Raw genomic sequence first — 18790 nt, 5'->3', positions numbered from 1 at the left:
CCTGCATTTCACCGTTACGCGAAATATTTTCCGTGACAACGTTGTCAAACAAAATTCAAACGGCTATATGGAATTCAGCCCTTTCGGGCGTTTCCTCCCAATGACTCGGCCGCCCTCTTCTCCTGGAGGGCGGCCGTTCTTTTGTCCGGGCGCCGCGATATCGCCGACAAGGCTCGCGTGCTAGTCGGCGGGCCATGAGCCCTTCGCCCAGCTTCCGGTCGGCCATCCGCCTCGTCGCCCTGCTGAACCTCGCCTATTTCGCCGTCGAGATGACGGCAGCCCTGCGCATCGGTTCGGTGTCGCTGCTCGCCGACAGCGTCGACTTCTTCGAGGACGCGGCCGTCAACTTCCTGATCCTCGCGGCGCTGGGCTGGAGCGCCACGCGCCGCGCCAAGGTCGGTACGGTGCTGGCGGCGATCCTGCTGGCGCCGGCGGTGGCGTTCCTGTGGACCCTGTGGCGCAAGCTGGGCGATCCCACGCCGCCCGAACCCCTGACCCTGAGCGTCACGGGCCTGGGCGCCCTGGCGATCAACCTCGTCTGCGCCTTCGCCCTGGCCCGTCACCGCGCCGCGGCCGGCAGCCTGTCGAAGGCCGCTTTCCTGTCGGCGCGCAACGATGCGATCGCCAACATCGCCATTATCGCGGCGGGGCTGCTGACCGCCCTGACGCGCTCGATCTGGCCCGACATCGTCGCGGGGCTGGGCATCGCGATCATGAACCTGGACGCCGCCCGCGCCGTCTGGCGCGCCGCCCGCAAGGACGCCAGCGAAGCCCGCGCCTGAGCTCCTCGGGAAATAAATCGCATCCGATTTAATCGGACCTCTTGAAGCCGCCAGCGCCCGCACCAGATTACATCGCATCCGATCAGATCGGTTCTGATCCACAAGCGAAACGAAAGGTGTTCCCATGACCGCGAAGGTTCTTTTCACCGGCAAGACCCACAACACCGCCGGCCGCGACGGCGGCGCGCGCAGCAGCGACGGGTTCCTGGATCTCAAGATCCCCGAGCCCCATCCCGCCGCCGAAAACCTATTCGGCGCGGCCTGGTCGGCCTGCTACATGGGCGCGATCGGCCTGGTCGCCGCCCAGCGCAAGGTGGCCCTGCCGGCCGACCTCGCGGTCGACGCCACCATCGACCTGCTCAACGAAGCCGGCGCGTTCTTCCTGCGCGCCCGCTTCGACGTCGCCCTGCCGGGTCTGGATCGTGATGTGGCGCGAGACCTGATCGACACCGCCCACACGATCTGCCCGTACTCGAAGGCGACGCACGGCAATATCGAAGTCGTGACGAACCTGGTCTGAGGACACGTCTAGGCTCGCCCGTTCGCGGGCGGGCCTCTTGCCGATGTGACAACGGACATGCGGGTCGCATGCGAAACCCCTCTCTCATAGAGAGAGGGAGGGGCCCGCCGCCACAGGCGGTGGGAGGGTGAGAGGTTTCACCCTCACCGGAAAGCCCTCGGTTCGTTCCCAAAATCTCCGCCCCTGGCAAAGGCCGGGGCCCAGATTCATCCGGAGAGTCTGGGGCGGGCGCGCCTGGGGTCTCGACCAGATCGATGTCGTTGGCGGGTTCGATCTGGGCCCCGGCTTTCGCCGGGGAGGTCGGAAGAAGGAGAGCTTCATTCGGTGAGACTATAACCTCTCACCCTCCCATGCTGCGCATGGGCCCCTCCCTCTCTCTATGAGAGAGGGATCTCGAATGGCCGCCCGGCCCTAGGCCGTAACCACCCGCCCCTCGCGGACCTCGACCGGCCAAGACGTCAGCCTGGCGCCGACGCAGGGGCCACCAACGCAGGCGCCCGTCTCCACCGCGAACACCGCGCCGTGCCAGGAGCAGGCGATCAGGCCGCCGTCGGGGGTCAGGTACTGGTCCAGCTGCTGGGCCAGCGGCAGGCCGGCGTGGGGGCAGCGGTCGGCATAGCCGAACACCGCCTCCCCCTGGCGGACCACGAAGCCGTGGAAGCGGTTGTCGCCAATCTGAAGCACGTAGTTGCGCGCCCCGCCGTCGGCGATCAGGTCCAGCGGCCCGAGATTGACCCCCGCCGGCGTCGACCAGACACGGCCGGCGGCGACGGGGGCCTCTTCAGGCGCTTCTGAACTCAAACCCGCTCGACCGTCTGCTCGATGGCCCCGAAGATCGTGTGGCCCTTGGCGTCCTTCATCTCGATGCGGACAGTGTCGTCGCCCAGCAGGAACGGCGTCTTGGCCTTGCCGCTCAGCAGGGTCTCGACCGTGCGCAGCTCGGCCAGGCAAGAATAGCCGACGCCGCCGTCGGCGACCTGCTTGCCGGGGCCGCCGTCGGCGCCGCGGTTGCTGACCGTGCCCGAGCCGACGATGGTGCCGGCGCTCAAGGCGCGCGTCTTGGCCGCGTGGGCCACCAGGGTCCCGAAGTCGAAGGTCATGTCGACGCCGGCGTCGGCCTTGCCGAAATCGACGCCGTTCAGCTCGACCAGCAGCGCGCCGGACAGCTTGCCGTCCTTCCACGCGCCGCCCAGGGCCTCGGGCGTCACCGCCACCGGCGAGAAGGCGCTGGCCGGCTTGGACTGCACGAAGCCGAAGCCCTTGGCCAGTTCGCCCGGGATCAGGTTGCGCAACGATACGTCGTTGCACAGCATGACCAGGCAGATGGCCGAGAGGGCCTCCTCGCGGCTGGCGCCCAGCGGCACGTCGTCGACGATCACCGCGACCTCGCCTTCAAAGTCGCAACCCCAGGCCGCGTCGGCCAGCGGGATCGTATCGCGCGGACCCAGGAAGCCGTCCGACGCGCCCTGGTACATCAGGGGATCGGTCCAGAAGCTCTCGGGCATCTCGGCGCCGCGCGCCTGCCGCACCAGCTGCACGTGGTTCACATAGGCGCTGCCGTCCAGCCACTGATAGGCGCGCGGCAGCGGGCTGAGGGCGTCGTGCTCGTGGAAGCGCTCCTTGGGCACCGCGCCGTGTTCGAGGCTGTCGGCCAGGCCTTGCAGCAGCGCCCCGCAGCGGCCCCAGTCGTCCAGCGCCGCCTGCAGGGTGGGCGCGACCGTCCCGGCGTCGGTGAACCAGGCCAGGTCGTTGGAGACCACCACCAGCCGGCCGTCGCGGCCGCCCTTGAGAGACGCAAGCTTCATCGGCGCTTCCTCTGTGTTTCTTCTAGTTAGGGCAGACGCGCTTTGGGGAAGCCCGTCCAGCAGGCGTCATAGTCACCCTGAAGCGCGGAAGTCTCCAGCGCGAACTTCGTCGGCCGGATCACCCAGCGGCTTTCGAACATGAAGGCCATGGTTCCGTCGATCTTGTGGGGCGCGAGTTCGGCCTCGGTCGCCTTGCGATGGCTGGCCACGTCGGGGCCGTGATCGCTCATGCCATTGTGCAGGGATGCCCCGCCGGGCGAAAAGCCGCCTTCCTTGGCGTCGTAGGCCCCATGGACCAGGCCCATGAACTCGCTCATCACGTTGCGGTGGAACCAGGGCGGGCGGAACGTGTGCTCGGCCACCATCCAGCGCGGCGGGAAGATCACGAAGTCGCAATTGGCCGTGCCCGGGATCTCGCTGGGCGAGGTCAGAACCGTGAAGATCGAAGGGTCGGGATGGTCGAAACTGACCGTGTTGATCGTGTTGAAGCGCGAGAGGTCATAGCGGTACGGCGCGAGGTTGCCGTGCCAGGCCACGACGTCCAGCGGACTGTGGTCCCACTCGGCGGCCCACAGCGATCCCTGGAACTTCTGGATGACCAGGGTCAGCTCATCCACGTCCTCGAACGCCGCCACCGGCGTCTCGAAGTCGCGGGGGTTGGCCAGGCCGTTGGAGCCGATCGGCCCCAGGTCCGGCAGCCTGAACGCCGCGCCGTGGTTCTCGCAGACATAGCCGCGCGACCGGCCGTCGAGCTCGACCCGGAACCGCACGCCGCGTGGGATCACCGCGATGTGGCCCGGCCCGGCCTTCAGCACACCCATCTCCGTGACCAGGGTCAGCACGCCCTGCTGCGGCACGATCAGGAGCTCGCCGTCGGCGTCTTGGAACACCCGGTTCTGCATCGAGGCGTTGGCCAGATAGAGGTGGATCCCGACGCCGGCCTGCGTGGCCACGTCGCCGTTGCCGGCCAGGGTGACCAGGCCATCGACGAAGTCGGTCGGCTCGTCCGGGATCGGCAGCGGATCCCAGCGTAGGCGGTTGGGCGTCACCGGACCGTCGGCCGGCGCGGCGATCCTGGCCTGGGCGTAGAGCTTGTACGGGCCATGGCCGGCGCTGGGCCGCAGGCGGTAGAGCCAGCTCCGGCGGTTCTCGTGGCGCGGCGCGGTGAAGGCGGTGCCCGACAGCTGCTCGGCATAGAGGCCAAACGGCGTCCGCTGCGGCGAGTTCTGGCCGACCGGCAAGGCGCCGGCCACGGCCTCGGTGGCGAAGTGGGAACCGAAGCCGGTCTGGTATTTCAAAGTATCGGTGTCGGTCACGTGCGTCCTCCCCCACCCCGACTTTCCCGGCGAAGGCCGGGACCCAGATTCATCCGGAGCGGTTCGTGGGCTTCACCTGGGCCCCGGCCTTGGCCGGGGAGATCGGGATTGTGGGACGGGACGCACCGTCCCGTCCACAAGTGTTGCCTACCCCTCGACCGTGATCACCCCGCGGCGGATCTGGTCCAGCTCGATGCTTTCGAACAGGGCCTGGAAGTTGCCGTTGCCGAAGCCCTGGTTGCCCTTGCGCTGGATGATCTCGAAGAAGATCGGGCCGAACAGGTTCTCGGTGAAGATCTGCAGCAGCAGGCCTTCCTCGCCGACATTGCCGTCCAGCAGGATGCGGTTCTTTCTCAGCCGCTCCAGGTCCTCGCCGTGGCCGGGCACGCGCTTGTCGACCAGTTCGTAGTAGGTCTCGATGGTGTCCTGCAGCTTGACGCCCCGGGCGCGCAGCTTCTCGACGGTGTCGTAGATATTCTCGGTGGTCAGGGCCAGGTGCTGAATGCCCTCGCCGTTGTACTGGCGGATGAACTCCTCGATCTGGCTCTTGTCGTCCTGGCTTTCGTTCAGCGGGATGCGGATGGCCTTGTCGGGCGCGATCATCGCCTGGCTGAACAGGCCCGTGGCCTGGCCCTTGATGTCGAAGTACTTCTGCTCCTCGAAGCCGAAGACCTGATGATAGAAGCTGGACCAGGTGCGCATCTGACCGCGCTTGACGTTGTGGGTCAGGTGGTCGAGCAGATCCAGGCCGACATTGTTCTTGGCCTCGGCCAGGGCCGCGCCCGGAACCTGCTCCCAGCTATCGTAGATGGTGCCCGCATCGCCGTAGCGGTCGACCAGATACAGCAAGGACCCGCCGATGCCTTCCAGCACCTTGGCGTCCGAACCCAGCAAGGACCGCGAGGCGTCGGCGGCCTTGGCGCCGCGCTTCAGGGCCTCGGCATAGGCGTGCTCGACGTTCTCGACGCGGAAGGCCATGCCGTTCGCCGACGGACCGTGGGCGGCGCGGAAGTCGGCGACCTGGCCGCTCGTGTCCTCGTTGACGATCAGGTTGATGCGGCCCTGCTTGTAGCGGGTCGCCGGCTTGGTCGGGTGTCGGCTGGCCGCGACGAAACCCAGCTGCTCGATCAGGTCCTTCATCGTGGCCGGGTCGGGGCTGGTGAACTCGACGAACTCGAAGCCGTCTAGGCCGAGCGGGTTTTGGTCGCTGACGAGGCTCATGCGGGCTCTCCTTGCAAGCAGGCCTCGAAGGCCCGCGCGAATGTGTCGATGTTGCCAACGGTCAGGCCGGCCAGATTGATGCGGCCCGAGCCGGCCATGTAGATCCCGTGCTCCTCGCGCAGCCGGGCCACTTGGGCCGAGGACAGCGGCAGCAACCCGAAGAGGCCGTGCTGGCCGGCCAGCGGGGCCAGAGCCGGAACCGCCGTGGCCAGGCGCTGGCGCAGGTCGGCGACGCGACGACGCATGGCGTCCAATTCGGACTTCCAGATGGCGGTCAGGGCTTCGGATTCAAGGATGACCCGCACCGTGGCCGCGCCATGGTCGGGCGGCATCGACCAGTTGGTGCGCGCGAGAGCCCGGATGTTGCTGGCGGCCAGGTCCAGGGTCTCGGCGTCGCGCGACAGGGTGTAGAGCGCGCCGACCCGCTCGCGGTAGAGCCCGAAATTCTTGTCGCAGGAATAGGCCAGCAGGCCGTCGTCGGCCGCCGCCAGCACCAGGCGCCCGCCCGCCGCGTCGGCCTCGAGCCCGAGGCCCAGCCCTTGATAGGCCAGGTCGATCAGCGGCGTCAGGCCCTTGCGCGCGACCAGCTCGGCGATGGCGCGCCACTGGTCCAGGCTGTAGTCGGCGCCGGACGGATTGTGGCAGCAGCCGTGCAGCAGGACCGCGTCGCCGGCCCGCGCGGTCTCCAGCACCGACATCATCTCGTCGAAGCCCAGGCGCTGGGCGCGCTGGTCGTAGTGGCGGAAGGTGACGGTCTCGATGCCCAGCTGGTCCAGGATCTGGGTGTGGTTGGGCCAGGTCGGCGCGCCGATGAAGACGCGGAGGTCCGGCTTGGCGGCCTTCAGCAGCTCGCAGGCCAGGCGGATGGCGCCGGTGCCGCCCGGCGTCTGCACGCCGAACACCTCGTGGCTGACCTGATCGCCGAAGATGACCGGCTTCAGCAGGTCCAGGAAGCCGATGTCGCCTTCGGGGCCGAGATAGGACTTGGTGGCTTGGGTGTTCAGCAGCGCCTGCTCGGCGGCCTTGACCGCCGCCAGCACCGGCGTCGCGCCCAGGTTGTCGCGGAACACGCCGACCCCCAGGTCGATCTTCTCGGGACGCGGATCGCGGCGATAGAGGCCGATCAGCGACAGCAGGGAGTCCGGCGCCTGGGGCGTGAGGCCGGTGAACACGGAGAAGGTCATGGCGCTGTTCCGGTGATCGACGGAAGGCAGCTTATCGCGACGCCGGGGTCAGAACGTGGCGATGATGGCCACAGATCGCTCAATTTCAGTCACATCATGCCAATGACTTCGATCAATTACGCTCAAATATGATCAATCCAGATGATCGATCGGCAGCGCCGTGGAATCCTTGATGGTGTCCAGCACGAACGACGAGCGGATGTCCTTCACGGCGGGCATCTTCAGGAGCCGCTTCATCGAGAAGTCGGCATAGGCGTCGAGGTTCGGCACGGCCACCTTCAGCAGGTAATCGAAGCCGCCGGTCATCACGTAGCAGCCCACCACCTCGGGCTCGCGCAGCACCGCCTGCTTGAAGGCTTCGGCCGCCTCCTCGCTGTGGCGGTCGACCTGCACCTCGACATAGGCCAACACGTCCAGCTTGGCCTTGCGCCGGTCCAGCAGGGCGACATAGCCGCTGATCAGGCCCGAGGCCTCCAGCTGCTTGACCCGCCGCAGGCACGGACTGGGCGACAGCCCCACCCGTTCGGCCAGGTCGACGTTCGAGATCTTGCCGTCCTCCTGCAGGATCTGGAGAATCTTCCGATCGGCGCGGGTGAGCTTCATCGTGACCGGTTTTCAGCGAAAGTTGGCAGAAAGCGCCAAGCTAGCCCAAGTCGCCGGCGACAGCGAGGCGCCGCTCGCGCGCCGTCCGGTCTACGGGCCGCCGCGAGCCGTTCGGCGGGCGGACGGCGGCGGCGGGCGCGGCGTCAGGAACTCCCTTCGACGAAAAGGCGTTCAAGCTCAGCCTTTGCGCATGGTCTCCGCGCTCCCCGACGGGGACGGATCCGCGCCCGGCTATTGTGCGACGCTGAAGGGGGATGCCTATGAACGACAGCATCGGTGGCGACGATATCGACCTGGATCCTCCGCGCGTCTCCACGGGAAGCGCCGGCTTGGACGATATCCTCGGCGGCGGCCTCGACGCCAACCGGATGTATCTCTACGAAGGCCGCCCCGGATCGGGCAAGACCACGATCGCCCTGCAGTTCCTGCTCGAAGGCGTGCGCCGCGGCGAGCGGGTGCTGTACATCACGCTGTCGGAAACTCGGCGCGAGCTGCAGCTGGTGGCCAAGCGACACAAGTGGTCGCTGACCGGCCTCGACATCTTCGAGCTGGTGCCCCCGGAAACGACGCTCGATCCCGAGCTCGAACTGACGGTCCTGCACCCGGCCGAGCTGGAGCTGAACGAGACCACCAAGCTGATCTTCGACAAGGTCAACGAGATCAATCCCGCCCGGATCGTGATCGACAGCCTCTCGGAGCTGCGCCTCCTGGCCCAGAGCCCCTTGCGGTATCGCCGGCAGGTTCTGGCGTTGAAGCACTTCTTCACCAGCCGCGCCTGCACGGTGATCCTGCTCGACGACCTGTCGGCGCAGGAGCACGACGTCCAGCTGCACTCGATCTCGCACGGCGTGGTGATGCTGGAGCAGCTCGCTCTGGACTATGGCGCGGAGCGGCGTCGGCTGCGGGTGGTGAAGATGCGCGGGATCCGCTTCCGCGGCGGCTATCACGACTTCACCATCCAGACCGGCGGCCTTGAGATCTATCCCCGCCTGGTCGCCAACGAGCACCACGCGGCCTTCGAGAAGGGGTTCGCGGCCAGCGGCATCGCCGAACTGGATCAACTGCTCGGCGGCGGGCTGGAACGAGGCACCAATGCGCTGGTCATCGGCGCGGCCGGGGTCGGCAAGTCGTCGCTGGCGATCACCTATGCGATCTCGGCGACGCAGCGCGGCGAGACGTCGGCCTATTTCGCGTTCGACGAAGGGCGCGGGACGCTGGAAGCGCGATGCGAGACCCTGGGTCTGGCGCTGCCGGAGGCGATGCAGTCAGGGCTTTTGCATTACCAGCAGATCGATCCCGCCGAGCTGTCCCCCGGCGAGTTCTCGGCCCTGGTGCGCCATAGCGTCGAGGTGGATGGCGCCCGCGTCGTCGTGATCGACAGCCTCAACGGCTATCTCAACGCCATGCCGGACGAGCGCTTCCTGATCCTGCAGATGCACGAATTGCTGAGCTATCTGGCCCAGCAGGGCGTGCTGACCATTCTGGTGCTGGCGCAGCACGGGCTGGTCGGCCCCATGGAGACGCCGCTGGACCTCAGCTATCTCAGCGATGCGGTGCTGATGCTGCGCTATTTCGAATATGGCGGCACGGTCCGGCGCGCCCTGTCCGTGGTCAAGAAGCGCAGCGGCAATCACGAGCACACGATCCGCGAATACCGCCTCAGCCACGAGGGCATCACACTAGGACCGCCCCTGACCAATTTCAGCGGCATCTTCGCGGGCACGCCGCAATATATCGGTGACGCCAGGCCCTTGATGGCGGCCGACGGGGCCGACCTCTAAAGCGATGGCCGGGCTGACGGTTCTCATCCACGCGCCCACGGGTCGCGACGCCACGGCCACGGCCGAGGTGCTGGCGCGCGTGGGCATACAGTCCAAGGTCTGCGCGGACTTGGCCACCCTGCTCGCCACCGCCGACGCCGGCGCGGCGGCCATCTTCATCGCCGAGGAGGCGCTGTTCGGCCAAGACCTCACGGCCTTGAGCGCCTGGGTCCGGCGACAGCCGGCGTGGTCGGATCTGCCCTTCGTCGTGCTGACCAGCCGCCAGAACCAGCCCGCCGTCATCGCCTGGCGAAAGCGCCTCGTCGAAATCCTGCGCAACGTCTCGCTGCTGGAGCGGCCGGTGCAGACCATCACGCTTTCAAGCGCGCTACAGGCGGCGCGGCGGGCGCGCCAACGCCAGTACGAGGTGCGTGACCTGCTCGAGGAACAGGCCCGCGCCGCCCAGGCGCTGGAGGGACTGGTCGCCGAACGCACCCAGGCGCTCGAGACGGCGAATGTCGATCTGGCGGCGGCCAATCGAGAGCTGCACAACCAGATGGAAGTCAGCGCCCGCGCCGAAGAGAGCTTGCGGCAGATCCAGAAGATCGAGGCGATCGGACAGCTGACCGGCGGGGTGGCCCACGACTTCAACAATCTCTTGATGGTGATCTCGGGCGGCCTCGACATGCTGGAGCGCCAGGCCGACGCGGATCGGCGCAAACGCATCCTGGAGGGAATGCATCAGGCGGCCCAGCGCGGCGCCAGCCTGACCCGCCAGTTGCTGGCCTTCTCGCGCCGCAAGCCGCTGGAGCCCGAGCCGGTGGATCTGATGCGCCAGATCGGCGGCATGTCGGAGCTGCTCGACCGCACCCTGCGAGGCGACGTCCATGTCGAGCTGTCGTTCGCCGACGACCTTTGGCCGATCGACGTCGATCCCGGCGAACTCGAGCTGGTCGTCCTCAACCTGGCCGTCAATGCGCGGGACGCGATGCCGAACGGCGGCACGATCATGATCACAGCCCGCAACGCCCCGGGCGAGAGCATCGGCGGTCGTATCGGGAACTTCGTCCGGCTCTCGGTGATCGACACCGGCACGGGCATGCCGCCCGAGGTTCAGGACCGGGTCTTCGAGCCGTTCTTCACCACCAAGGATATCGGCAAAGGCTCCGGGCTTGGCCTAGCGCAGGTGTACGGCTTCGCGACCCAGTCGGGAGGGACCGTCCGCATCGACAGCAAGGTCGATCAGGGCACCGAGGTCATCCTGTTCCTGCCGCGATCGGCCGATCAGCCAAGTCCCGTGGTCAGCCACTTGATCGATCTGCGCGGCGAGCGTCCAAACCCAAAGACCATGGGACGCGTGCTGCTGGTCGAGGACGACGACGAGGTCGCCACCCTGGTCAACGAGATGCTGGACCAGCTGGGCTACGACGTCTTTCGCGTGGCTAGCGCCGCGGCCGCGCTCGGCGCCCTGGCCAATGATCGCGCCTTCGACCTGGTGTTCTCCGACGTGATGATGCCGGGCGGGATGAGTGGCGTCGACCTCGCCAAGGAGGTCCAGGCCAGGCGCCCGCATCTCCCCATCCTGCTGACCAGCGGCTACGCCGAGGCGGCCGTCGAGGCGGCGCAGGAGATGGGCGTCTATGTTCTGCCCAAGCCTTACCGGCTCGACCAACTGGCGGCGGGGCTAGGCCGGCTGAGGCCGGCCGAAGCCCAGGGCGCTTAGCAGAACACCGCGCACGGCAAAACGCCCCGGGATCTCTCCCGGGGCGCTTCGGATCATTTGGGTCCCCGCTTAGGGTCCGTCTTTCAGTTGGCCAGTCGGCGCAAGAAGGACGGGATCTCGAGGTCTTCGCCGTCGTCGGCTTGCGGCGTCTCGATCGGCTGCAGCTGCGGGCGGGCGCTTTGGGTCGAGCGGGCCTGCGGCTGCGGGGCCGAGGGTTGCTCGTAGCGCTGGCGACCACCGCCGAACATCGAGAGCCAGCCGCCTTGCTTCTGGGGACGACGCTCTTCGTAATAGTTGTTCTCGGGGAACAGCGGCTCTTCGCTGGCGCCGTCATCGACCATCGGGTCGACGATGCGGGTCACCGGCCGGGGCGCCGGCTGGGCGATACGCGGTTCTTCAGCTACGGGCGCGTCGTAATAGAGTTCGGCTTCCGGCTCCGGCTGGGGCGCGGACATGACGATCTCGGGCTCGGGCGCCGGCGCAGCATCCTGTTGGGCGGCGAAAGCAGACGGACGCTCGGCCGGACGGGCCGCTTCGTATCGGGTGGTCGGACGCGGCGGTTCCGGCTGCGGGGCCGGCCGGGTGGTGTCGGCGATCAGCGGCTGGGTCGTGGTATTGCGGCTGACCGGCTTCGGCTCGATCTGGGCGATCGAGGCGCCGTCCATGCCGGTGGCGACCACCGAGACGCGGATCACGCCTTCCAGCGACGGGTCGAAAGCCGCGCCGAAGATGATGTTGGCTTCCGGATCGACTTGGTCCGAGATGGCGTTGGCCGCCTCGTCGACTTCCAGCAGGGTCATGTCCATGCCGCCGGTCACGTTGACCAGCACGGCCTTGGCGCCCTTCAGCGAGACTTCGTCCAGCAGCGGGTTGGCGATGGCGTTCTGGGCGGCCATCAGGGCGCGGTCTTCGCCAGCGCCTTCGCCGGTGCCCATCATCGCCTTGCCCATCTCGGTCATGACCGTGCGGACGTCGGCGAAGTCGAGGTTGATCAGGCCCGGCAGGACCATCAGGTCGGTGATCGAGCGGACGCCCGAGTGCAGCACCTGGTCGGCCATACCGAAGGCTTCGGCGAAGGTCGTGCGCTCGTTGGCGACGCGGAACAGGTTCTGGTTCGGAATGACGATCAGGGTGTCGACGTAGCGCTGCAGCTCCTGGATGCCGCTGTCGGCCAGGCGCATGCGGTGACGGCCTTCGAAGTGGAAGGGCTTGGTCACGACGCCGACGGTCAGGATGCCGCGCTCACGGGCGCACTTGGCGATGATCGGGGCCGCGCCGGTGCCGGTGCCGCCGCCCATGCCGGCGGTGATGAAGACCATGTGAGCGCCGTCGAGGTGCTCGCCGATCTCGGGGAAGGACTCCTCGGCCGCGCTCATGCCCACTTCGGGGTGCGCGCCGGCGCCCAGGCCCTGCGTGATCTGCACGCCCAGCTGTATGCGACGGTCCGTCTTGGCGAACTGGAGCTGCTGCGCGTCGGTGTTGGCCACCACGAACTCTACACCTTCGAGGCCAGCCTCGATCATGTTGTTCACGGCGTTGCCGCCAGCGCCACCGACACCAAACACCACGATACGCGGCTTCAGCTCGGTCGTACGCGGCGCGGAAAGAGAAATAGCCATGGGACCCTCGCGTCCTAACGCCGAAATCGTCAAACTAGACCTCGGCGACACCTAATCGCCGAAGATTGCCTCGACGATCGGGTTAACAGAACAACCACCATCGTTAATCGGCGGTTAACTGCATAATCTGAGTCGTGGTCTGGTCGAGCGCGACCGTGGGATAAATTGTGGTCTATCAACAGAATCTCCAAGCGAACCAAGGGTTCCGAGAAGATCCACAGGCTCGTGCGACGGAACGACGCTGATCACGAATTCTGGCGAATATAGCTTAGCCAGGAAAGCAAAAGGCCCGATCGAGACGCTCGACCGGGCCCTTAAAGTTAAACTGTAGAGTTAATCACGCTTAAAGATTGTCCCGCAGCCAGGCGGCCGCCTTGGCCATCGGGCTGGCGTTGGGATCGAGCGGGCGCTTGCGGACCGGACCGCCGGCCAGGGCCTTGGACGAGACCGCCTCGCGCGGGCCGAAGGCGGTGCGGTGCAGGGTGCCTGCGGCGGCGCAGAAGGCGGGCCCCGAGGCGGCGTCGGCCAAGTGCGGCACCCGGCGCGGACGGCCCAGGCGGACGGGGCGATCGAAGACACGGACGGCGACTTCGCGGACGCCGGCCAGTTGGCTGGCGCCGCCGGTCAGGACGATGCCCGCGCCCGGCTCGACCGGCGCGCCCGAGGCCTTCAGCCGCTCGCGCAGCAATTCCAGGGTTTCCTCGACACGCGGCTGGATGATGCCCTTGAGCAGGCTGCGCGGGGCGATCACCGGACCGGCGCCGGGATCGTCGCCGCGCGGCGGAGCCTCGATCATCTCGCGGTCCTCGTTGGCCGAAGCGATGGCGCTGCCGTGCAGGGTCTTGATGCGCTCGGCGCCGACCACCGAGGTCTGCAGGCCGCGCGCGATGTCTTGCGTCACGTGCGCGCCGCCGACGGCCAGGCTGTCGACGTGGCACAGGGCGCCGTTGTTGAACACGGCCACCGAGGTCGAGCCGCCGCCCATGTCGATGCAGACCGCGCCCAGGTCCATCTCGTCCTCTTCCAGGGCCGCCAGCGCCGAGGCGAACGGCGCGGCGACCACGCCCTCGAAGCTGAGGTGAGCGCGTTCGACGCAGTGGGCCAGGGTGTGGAAGATGTTCTCGTTGACCGAGACCACCAGCAGCTCCAGGCCCAGCGAGCGGCCGAACATGGCGCGCGGGTCGCGGATGCCGCGCTGGCCGTCGACCGACCAGGCGATCGGCAGCAGGTGGATCGGCTTGCGGCCCGGAATACGAACCTGGGCCAGGGCCGAGGCGATGGCGCGCGACAGGTCGCCGTCCCCGATCGGGCGGGCGCCCAGCGAAACCTGGGTATGGACGCGGTTCGAGCCCAGCTGGCCGCCGGCGGTGCAGACGCTGACGCCTTGGACGTTGACGCCGGCCACGGTCTCGGCGCGTTCGACGGCCTGAGCGATGGCCTGAGCGGCCTCGTCCAGGTTGACGATGGCCCCGCCGCGCACGCCGCGCGACTGGACATAGCCGACCCCGGCCGTCGTCAGGGTGCGGTTGTCGCGGTGGATGCCGTCGGCCTTCATGATGAAGCACGTGACCTTGGACGCGCCCAGGTCCACGGCCGCGATGGCGGGCTGGCGCACGAGCGTGGCCTTCAGGCCCTCGCGAGCCTGCTTCCGTTCCTCCAATCGCGACATCGCTATCGTCACCTCAGCACTCTAATCGTTACGCCCCGCCGGCCGCGGGCTGCCCAGGCAGCGCCGCGTCGCGAGGTCTCACAGCCACCATTTCGGGGTCGCGCAGATCGATCCGCGCAAAACCCATGTCGAGGATTCGCTGCCGTTGGTCGAGCTGATCCAATTGAATCAGCGCGGATTCTTCGTCAATGGCCGGCAGCTGGATCAGCGAGCCGTCCTTCAGCCGCAAATCCCAGCGACGGTCGTCCACCCGCACCAGCGCTTCCAGACGGTCGCGCAGGCGCGGCCGCGAGGCCACCGCCGGCAAGATCAAGCCCGCGGCCTGGTCCGCCCCCTGCCCCACCACCAGCGGCAGCTGGGGGAAGCGGGCCGGATCGGCCTCGCTGATCACCCGGCCTTCGCCGTCGATCACCTTCATGCGGCCCTGGTTTTGCCAGACCGCCAGCGCCGGCCGCTCTTCCACCGCGATCAGCACGGTGTCGGGCAGCATGCGCACCACCTTGGCGTCCTTAACCCAGCCCACGCCCTGCACCCGCGTGCGGACGTCGGCGAGGTCCATGCCCAGGGTCGGCTGGTCCAGATAAAGGCCCGAGGCCTTCAGGATGTCGGCCTGGGCGGTCGAGGACGCGCCGCTGATGTGTACGGTCTTCAGCTTGAAGCCCGCCGAGGCGAAGCTGTTGTCAACGCCATGGGCCACCGACGCGCCGATGCGCTCGGCGCGGTGACCCGTCGCCAACATCACCACAAGCCCAAGGCCCAAGGCCGCGCCGGCCACCGTCAAGGCTACCGTGGGCGAGAGGCCCACGCCCTTGGCGGCGTGCAGCTTGGCGGCCGGCTGCGCCCCCCGGGGCGCCGGCTTACCTTTGCTCGGACTTGCGGGCGCTTCGGCCCGGGGTCGCCTAGGCTTAGGCGGTCCCCCCCGCACTACAGCGGGCATAAGCGTCCTCCACGATCCATAGAACTAACTGGTCAAACGAGATCCCGACGTGAGCGGCCTGCTCGGGAGCGAGCGAGGTCGGCGTCATGCCGGGCTGTGTGTTGACCTCTAGAAGGACCAGAATGTCGTTAATGTCGTCATAACGGAGGTCGGACCGAGTCACCCCTTGGCAACCAAGAGCCGAGTGCGCCAATTCGGCCATCCGCATGGCGCGATCCCTTACGCCGTCAGGGATTGGGGCCGGCAGCACGTGGATCGAACCGCCCTCCGAGTACTTGGCCTCGTAGTCATAGAAACCTGTGGATGCACGGATTTCCGTGACGTCCATGGCCCTGGGACCATTTGGCTCACCGAGCACGGCGACGGCCAGTTCCAGCCCGCGGATATAGGGCTCGACCATCACCTCCTCGCCAAAAGTCCAGGCGGGCGAGGCTAATTCCTCCGGCGGACGGTTGGCGCCTTCCTTGATGATGAACACCCCGACCGAGGATCCCTCCGCGTTCGGCTTCACCACATAGGGCGGCTGCAACACATGGTCGCGCGCGACATCGTGTCGGTTGTAGAGGCCGCCCCCGGGGACGATGACGCCGGCCGCCGCCAGCACGGCCTTGGCCTTGGCCTTGTCCATGGCCAGGGCGGAGGCGAGCACGCCCGAATGGGTGTAGGGCAGCTTCAGCGTCTGCAGCACGCCCTGGACGCAGCCGTCCTCGCCCCACTCGCCGTGCAGGGCGTTGAAGACGAGGTCGGGCTTGGTCGCGGTCAGCACCTGGGCGACATCCGCGCCGGGGTCGATCCGCGTCACCTTGGCGCCCAGCCGCTCCAGCGCGTCGGCGCACTCGCGGCCCGAGACCAGGCTAACCTCGCGCTCCGACGAGGGGCCGCCGAGCAGCACGGCGATGTGGCGGCCTGACAAGGGCTGGGTCATGGAGGCGGTGACTCTTAGGAGAGGCTGGAGATGAGCCACTCCTAGTCAGCAGCGAGGACCCTGCCAACTCTCCTGCCAAACAAAGCGTGTCATCCCGGCCGCAGCGCAGCGGAGAGCCGGGACCCAGGGGCCGCCGCACTGCGCTTGGCTCCTGGGTCCCGGACGGCCTCTGCGAGGCTTCCGGGATGACACGTTATTTTGGAGGCTAGTGCGCCGCCGCCGCCGCCGGCTTCATGGCGCGGAAGTCGATGTCGCTGTCGGCCACCAGGTAGAGGAAGCTGGCCCAGGCGGCGACGTTCTGCGCCAGTTCGTCCGGACGCACCTTGTTCAGGGTGTCGTCCATGGTGTGGTGGTAGTCGAAGTAGCGCGAGGCGTCCTGCTCCAGCTCGATCGACGGCACGCCGGCGGCCTCCAGGCCCTCGATGTCCGAACCACCGTGGGCGGACGGGTCGCGGTTGACGTAGATCTTCAGCGGGGCCAGCACATCGCCGGCCGTGGTGGCGATGGCGTGCTTCTGGGCGCCCGCCGGCAGCTTCAGCGAATAGATCCGGTCGGCGCCGGTGTCGCTCTCGCCCGCCAGCACGATCTTGGCCAGCTCGTCCTTGTGGGCGGCGACATAGGCTTCCGACGAGCCGCCGCTCTCTTCCGAGCCCCACATCACCACGCGGATGGTGCGCTTGGGATGCTTGGGCAGCTCGCCGATCAGCTTGGCCGCGGCCGTGGTGATGGCCACGCCGGTGGCGTCGTCCAGGGCGCCGGTGCCGACGTCCCAGCTGTCCAGGTGGCCGCCGATGACGATCACCTCGTCCGGCTTCTCCGAGCCCTTGATCTCGCCCGAGATGTTCCAGGCGACGTCATTGGCGTCGGAGGTCGAGGCCAGCTTCAGCTTGATGCGCAGCGGGCCCTTCTTGGCCAGGCGCTCCAGCTGCTCGGCCTCGGGCACGCCCATGGCGGCGGCGGGGATGGTGACGACGTCGGGGCCGAAGCCGGTGACGCCGGTGTGCGGCACGGTCGAGTCCGAGGTCGAGACCGAGCGGATCAGCAGGGCCACGGCCCCGCGCTTGGCGGCTTCCACCGGGCCGGCCCGGCGCGAGACGCCGGCGACACCATAGCCGTAGCCGTCCTGGGCGCGGACCATCGGCTGGGTGATGACCGCGATCTTGCCCTTCAACGAGCCTTCCGGCGCGGCGATCAGGTCGGCATAGGTGTGAAACAGCGCCACTTCGGCCTCGATGCCTTCGGGCGGGGTCGGGATCGTGCGGCCCAGGCCGACGATGTTCAGCTTCAGCGGATAGGGGCCGACCAGCCAGGCGCTCTCCTCGCCGCGCGTCCACGACGGCTTGGCGAACTGCTCAATCTTGACGTTGGTGAAGCCCATGGCCTTCAGCTTGGCCGCGCCCCAGTCCTTGGCGCGCTCCATGGCCGGCGAGCCGACGATGCGCGGACCGATGGTGGTGGTGAGATCCTCGGTGATCTCCCAGGCGGTGCGGTCCAGCAGAGCCTTGTCGCGCAGGGTCTCGGCGGTGCGGACATCCTGGGCATGGGCGACGCCCGAAATCAGTGCGAGCGTGGCGGAGGCGGCCAGAAGACGACGGTACATGAGCAAGGATTCTCCCCAATGGCGCGGGAGTCATAGCACCGGTTCGCGCCAGGGGGAGTCAGCAATGGGCCGAAGTATGGGCGGCGCCTGTTTTCTCCTCCCCCGCGATGCGGGGGAGGTGGCTCGGAGGGCCGGAGAGGGCCAGCTCGGCCGACCTCCAGCTAGCCCCCTCAGTCGCTCCGCGACAGCTCCCCCGTATTGCGGGGGGAGCAGAGTTCGGCTAGCTCCCTCGCCCGATCCGCTTGATCTCCCAGTCCAGCTGGACGCCGGTCTTGGCCAGCACGTCGGCGCGGACCGCCTCGCCCAGGCCTTCAAGGTCGGCCGCGGTGGCTTCGCCGGTGTTGATCAGGAAGTTGCTGTGCAGCGGGCTGAACATCGCGCCGCCAAAGGGCTTGCCCCGCCAGCCGGCCTCGTCGACCAGCTTCCACGACGAATGGCCCGGCGGGTTCTTGAAGGTCGAGCCGCCGGTCTTCTCGCGGATCGGCTGGGTGGTCTCGCGGCGGCTGGTGATCTCGGCCATCCGGGCCTTGATCGCCTCGGGCGCGTCGGACGTCCCTTCGTAGATCGCGTCCAGCACGATCAGGTCCGCGCCTTGCAGGGCGCTGTGGCGATAGGTGTAGCCGAAGCCGTCGCCGGCGATCTCGGACACCTGGCCGGCGCGGTTCATCACCCGCGCGGACCTGATAACGTTGACGGTCTCGGAGCCGTAGCAGCCGGCGTTCATGATCACGGCGCCGCCGACCGTGCCGGGAATGCCAGCGTAGAACTCCAGCCCGGCGATGCCCGCCTCGGCTGCCTTGCGGGCCAAGATGGCGTCGGGCACGGCGCTGCCGGCCTTGATGCGGTTGTCGCCGAGGGCCTCGACGCCGCTGAAGCCCTTGCCCAGCCGGATGATCACGCCCTCGACGCCGCCGTCGCGGACCAGGAGGTTGGAGCCGACGCCGATGGCCAACACCGGAACCGCCGGATCCAGGGCCTTCAGGAAGTCGGCCAGGTCCTGTTCGTCGGCCGGCAGGAACACCACGTCGGCCGGACCGCCGACCCGGAACCAGGTGAACGGCGCCAGGGCCTCGTCGATCAGCAACTTGCCGCGCACGGCGGGCAGATGGGTTTTCCAGCTCATACG

The 18790-nt window shown here is 67.9% G+C and carries 16 protein-coding genes and 2 pseudogenes; 5 read left to right on the top strand and 13 right to left on the bottom strand.

All coding sequences use genetic code 11. The annotated features are described in order from the left end of the window. The first annotated feature begins 194 nt into the window (after positions 1-194). Together ASC70_RS00495 and ASC70_RS00490 are read left to right on the top strand one after the other, a co-directional pair. Positions 195-782: a cation transporter gene (locus ASC70_RS00495; protein ID WP_056045331.1), complete on the top strand. Its 588-nt coding sequence runs from the start codon at positions 195-197 to the stop codon at positions 780-782. Between the two features lie 124 nt (positions 783-906). Next, positions 907-1302 (top strand): Ohr family peroxiredoxin, encoded by a 396-nt coding sequence (locus ASC70_RS00490; RefSeq protein WP_056045328.1) that lies wholly within the window; start codon positions 907-909, stop codon positions 1300-1302. A gap of 411 nt (positions 1303-1713) precedes the next feature. Here the strand turns inward: ASC70_RS00490 and ASC70_RS00485 are convergent, their stop codons facing one another. From ASC70_RS00485 to ASC70_RS00460, 6 genes are all read right to left on the bottom strand, one after another. Beyond that, positions 1714-2103: a Rieske (2Fe-2S) protein gene (locus ASC70_RS00485; RefSeq protein ID WP_056045325.1), complete on the bottom strand. Its 390-nt coding sequence runs from the start codon at positions 2101-2103 to the stop codon at positions 1714-1716. Next, positions 2100-3107 (bottom strand): fumarylacetoacetate hydrolase family protein, encoded by a 1008-nt coding sequence (locus ASC70_RS00480; RefSeq protein ID WP_056045321.1) that lies wholly within the window; start codon positions 3105-3107, stop codon positions 2100-2102. Before ASC70_RS00480 ends, ASC70_RS00485 begins: the two co-directional genes overlap by 4 nt. Positions 3108-3133: 26 nt before the next feature. Beyond that, positions 3134-4405 (bottom strand): homogentisate 1,2-dioxygenase, encoded by a 1272-nt coding sequence (gene hmgA / locus ASC70_RS00475; protein WP_082539786.1) that lies wholly within the window; start codon positions 4403-4405, stop codon positions 3134-3136. A 165-nt stretch (positions 4406-4570) separates the two neighbouring features. Further along, positions 4571-5644: a 4-hydroxyphenylpyruvate dioxygenase gene (gene hppD / locus ASC70_RS00470; protein ID WP_056045316.1), complete on the bottom strand. Its 1074-nt coding sequence runs from the start codon at positions 5642-5644 to the stop codon at positions 4571-4573. Beyond that, the gene (locus tag ASC70_RS00465; RefSeq protein ID WP_056045313.1) at positions 5641-6828 is read right to left on the bottom strand and encodes an amino acid aminotransferase; all 1188 of its coding nucleotides are present in this window, start codon (positions 6826-6828) and stop codon (positions 5641-5643) included. The genes hppD and ASC70_RS00465 overlap by 4 nt, the downstream gene beginning before the upstream one ends. A gap of 132 nt (positions 6829-6960) precedes the next feature. Further along, complete coding sequence (locus ASC70_RS00460; protein WP_047412480.1) at positions 6961-7431, bottom strand: Lrp/AsnC family transcriptional regulator; 471 nt, start codon at positions 7429-7431, stop codon at positions 6961-6963. Positions 7432-7691: 260 nt separating this feature from the next. Between ASC70_RS00460 and ASC70_RS00455 the strand changes: the two genes are divergently transcribed. Both ASC70_RS00455 and ASC70_RS00450 read left to right on the top strand, forming a co-directional pair. After that, positions 7692-9212: an ATPase domain-containing protein gene (locus tag ASC70_RS00455; RefSeq protein WP_056045310.1), complete on the top strand. Its 1521-nt coding sequence runs from the start codon at positions 7692-7694 to the stop codon at positions 9210-9212. A 4-nt stretch (positions 9213-9216) separates the two neighbouring features. Next, positions 9217-10914 carry an ATP-binding protein gene (locus tag ASC70_RS00450; protein ID WP_056045307.1) on the top strand — a complete coding sequence of 566 codons (1698 nt, stop codon included), beginning with the start codon at positions 9217-9219 and terminating at the stop codon, positions 10912-10914. 83 nt (positions 10915-10997) lie between these two features. On the opposite strand, the gene ftsZ is transcribed toward ASC70_RS00450, so the two are convergent. The 5 genes and pseudogenes from ftsZ to ASC70_RS00430 all read right to left on the bottom strand — a co-directional run bounded on the left by ftsZ (position 10998) and on the right by ASC70_RS00430 (position 16064). Continuing rightward, positions 10998-12533 carry a cell division protein FtsZ gene (ftsZ, locus tag ASC70_RS00445; protein ID WP_056045303.1) on the bottom strand — a complete coding sequence of 512 codons (1536 nt, stop codon included), beginning with the start codon at positions 12531-12533 and terminating at the stop codon, positions 10998-11000. Positions 12534-12567: 34 nt separating this feature from the next. Then, positions 12568-12634 (bottom strand): annotated as a pseudogene (locus ASC70_RS25220) (hypothetical protein). Positions 12635-12876: 242 nt separating this feature from the next. Continuing rightward, a complete protein-coding gene (gene ftsA / locus ASC70_RS00440) occupies positions 12877-14202 on the bottom strand; it encodes a cell division protein FtsA (RefSeq protein ID WP_047412469.1) in 1326 nt (441 codons plus the stop codon). A gap of 28 nt (positions 14203-14230) precedes the next feature. Next, complete coding sequence (gene ftsQ, locus ASC70_RS00435) at positions 14231-15139, bottom strand: cell division protein FtsQ (RefSeq protein WP_056045299.1); 909 nt, start codon at positions 15137-15139, stop codon at positions 14231-14233. After that, the gene (locus tag ASC70_RS00430) at positions 15108-16064 is read right to left on the bottom strand and encodes a D-alanine--D-alanine ligase (RefSeq protein WP_047412462.1); all 957 of its coding nucleotides are present in this window, start codon (positions 16062-16064) and stop codon (positions 15108-15110) included. The genes ftsQ and ASC70_RS00430 overlap by 32 nt, the downstream gene beginning before the upstream one ends. Positions 16065-16124: 60 nt before the next feature. On the opposite strand from ASC70_RS00430, the pseudogene ASC70_RS25370 reads away from it, so the two are divergent. Then, a pseudogene (locus ASC70_RS25370) lies at positions 16125-16266 on the top strand (hypothetical protein); the annotation flags it as partial. A gap of 3 nt (positions 16267-16269) precedes the next feature. Here the strand turns inward: ASC70_RS25370 and ASC70_RS00425 are convergent. Continuing rightward, the gene (locus ASC70_RS00425) at positions 16270-17670 is read right to left on the bottom strand and encodes a M20/M25/M40 family metallo-hydrolase (protein ID WP_056045294.1); all 1401 of its coding nucleotides are present in this window, start codon (positions 17668-17670) and stop codon (positions 16270-16272) included. A 214-nt stretch (positions 17671-17884) separates the two neighbouring features. Next, entirely contained in the window at positions 17885-18787 is a 903-nt protein-coding gene (gene murB, locus ASC70_RS00420) for a UDP-N-acetylmuramate dehydrogenase (RefSeq protein WP_056045293.1), read from the bottom strand. Between the last annotated feature and the right edge of the window lie 3 nt (positions 18788-18790).

The organism is Caulobacter sp. Root343 (assembly GCF_001425745.1).
In the GTDB taxonomy this organism is placed as follows: Bacteria; Pseudomonadota; Alphaproteobacteria; order Caulobacterales; family Caulobacteraceae; genus Caulobacter.
Note: the sequence above shows the minus strand (reverse complement) of the source record. Positions and strands in the feature narration are given on the sequence as shown.